This window comes from Streptomyces sp. NPDC000941, from assembly GCF_053599555.1.
On sequence record NZ_JBSFMM010000516.1, the window covers coordinates 1 to 2,041 of the forward strand.

Genomic DNA, 2,041 nt, shown 5'->3' on the forward strand with positions numbered 1-2,041 from the left:
ATGGCCTCGATCGCCGAAGGGCTCAGCATCATCGAGCACGCGGACGCCGGGCTGCGCAAGCGCACCGCCGACGCGGAGACCACCCCGCTGCGCGAACCGGAGGCCTATCAGTACGAGATCGACGTCGGCGAGGTCGCGGAAGTGTGGCGCCGCGGCTCGGTCGTGGGCTCCTGGCTCGTCGACCTCACCGCCGACGCCCTCGCCCGGTCCCCGCGGCTGGAGGATTTCGCGGGGCACGTCTCGGACTCCGGCGAAGGCCGTTGGACCGTACGGGCGGCGATCGACGAAGGCGTACCCACCCCTGTGATCGCCACCGCGCTCACCGATCGGTTCGAGTCCCGCGGTCTGGGCGAGTTCGGCGACCGGGTCCTGTCCGCCATGCGCAGTGAGTTCGGCGGACACGCCGAGAAGCGGAGCCGGCCATGACCACCCGCCCGGACAACCATGTCATCGTGCTCTTCGGCGCCTCCGGCGACCTCGCCAGGCGCAAACTCCTCCCCGGGCTGTACCACCTCGCCGCGGCGGGCCTCCTCCCGGACGGCTACCGCATCGTGGGCTCGTCCCGTGCCAGGTCCGCGCTGAGCGACGACGCCTTCCGCGCCCTGGCGCACGACGCGGTCACCACCTTCGGACGGTGCGAGCCGTCCGGGCCGGTGTGGCAGTCCTTCGCGGACTCGCTGTCGTACGGCGCGGCCGACGCCCAGGATCCCGGCCCGCTGCTCGCGGCCGTACGGGCGGCCGAGGACTCCCTCGGCGGGCAGCCGAGCAGACTGTTCCATCTCGCCATTCCACCCTCCGCGTTCGCATCCACCATCGGAATGCTCGGCGATACGAACCTGGCGGAGAACGGGAAAGTGATCGTGGAGAAGCCCTTCGGCACCGATCTCGCTTCAGCGCAGGCGCTCAACGAGACGATCCACGCCGTCTTCGACGAATCCCGGGTCTTCCGCATCGACCATTTCCTCGGCAAGGAATCGGTGGACAACATCCTCGCCTTCCGGTTCGCCAACGGCCTGTTCGAACCCATCTGGAACCGGGACCACATCGGCTACGTGCAGATCGACGTCCCCGAAACGCTCGGCCTCGAGGGCCGCGCCCACTTCTACGAAGGCACCGGAGCCTTCCGGGACATGATCGTCACCCATCTGATCCAGGTGCTCGGCATCGTGGCGATGGAACCACCGGTCTCGCTCGCCGCCCAGCCGCTCCAGGACGAGAAGGCCAAGGTCTTCGAGGCGCTGCGCCCCATCGAACCCGGGCAGGTCGTACGCGGCCAGTACGAGGGCTACCGCGACGAGGCGGGTGTCGCCCCCGATTCACAGACCGAGACGTTCACCGCGCTGCGGCTGGAGGTGGACAACTGGCGATGGGCCGGCGTCCCGTTCCACCTGCGCTCCGGCAAGAACCTCGCCCAGGGCCGCGAGGTGATCACCCTGGGCCTGCGCGAACCGCCCCTGCGGATGTTCAGTACCGACCTCGGCCAACAGGACACGTACCAGGGCAACAAGATAGTGATCGATTTCAAGGACCCCGGGTGGATCGCCGCCACCTTCCTCGCGAAGGAGCCCGGCCCCACCATGCGACTCGGACCGGCGACGATGACCTTCCGCTACGGCGGCTCCTTCTGCGAGAGGCACGGGCTCGAGGGCTACGAACGGTTGATTCTGGACGCCATGCTGGGCGACCGGTCGCTGTTCACCGGGGCCGACGGCATTGAGCACATCTGGGCCGCGTCGGCCCCTCTCCTCGAGAACCCGTCGCCGCTACAGCCGTACGCCCCCGGCTCGTGGGGCCCCGAACCGGCCATCGACGAACTGATCGCACCACACCAGTGGTATCTGCCGGACGCCAACAAGATCCAACCCGATTGAGTCGACTGCTGGGAGTCGACCGCTGGGAGGAACCGGCCATGACGTCACCGTCCATGCGGGGGAAGGTCGCGCTCGTGACCGGGGCGACCAGCGGCATCGGCGCGGCCACGGCACGAGCGCTGGCAGAGCGCGGCGCGCACACGCTGGTCGCCGGGCGCGACGCGGCCCGC

At 69.3% G+C, this 2,041-nt stretch carries 2 protein-coding genes and 1 pseudogene; all 3 read left to right on the forward strand.

What is annotated here, in order from left to right; genetic code table 11:
- Positions 1-426, forward strand: a pseudogene (locus tag ACWDSL_RS53200) (phosphogluconate dehydrogenase (NAD(+)-dependent, decarboxylating)); the annotation flags it as partial.
- Entirely contained in the window at positions 423-1,871 is a 1,449-nt protein-coding gene (zwf, locus tag ACWDSL_RS53205; RefSeq protein WP_450496950.1) for a glucose-6-phosphate dehydrogenase, read from the forward strand. The pseudogene ACWDSL_RS53200 and the gene zwf, both read left to right, overlap by 4 nt.
- A 53-nt stretch (positions 1,872-1,924) precedes the next feature.
- Positions 1,925-2,041: SDR family NAD(P)-dependent oxidoreductase (locus ACWDSL_RS53210; protein WP_450496952.1), on the forward strand; the 117-nt coding region annotated here is incomplete at its 3' end.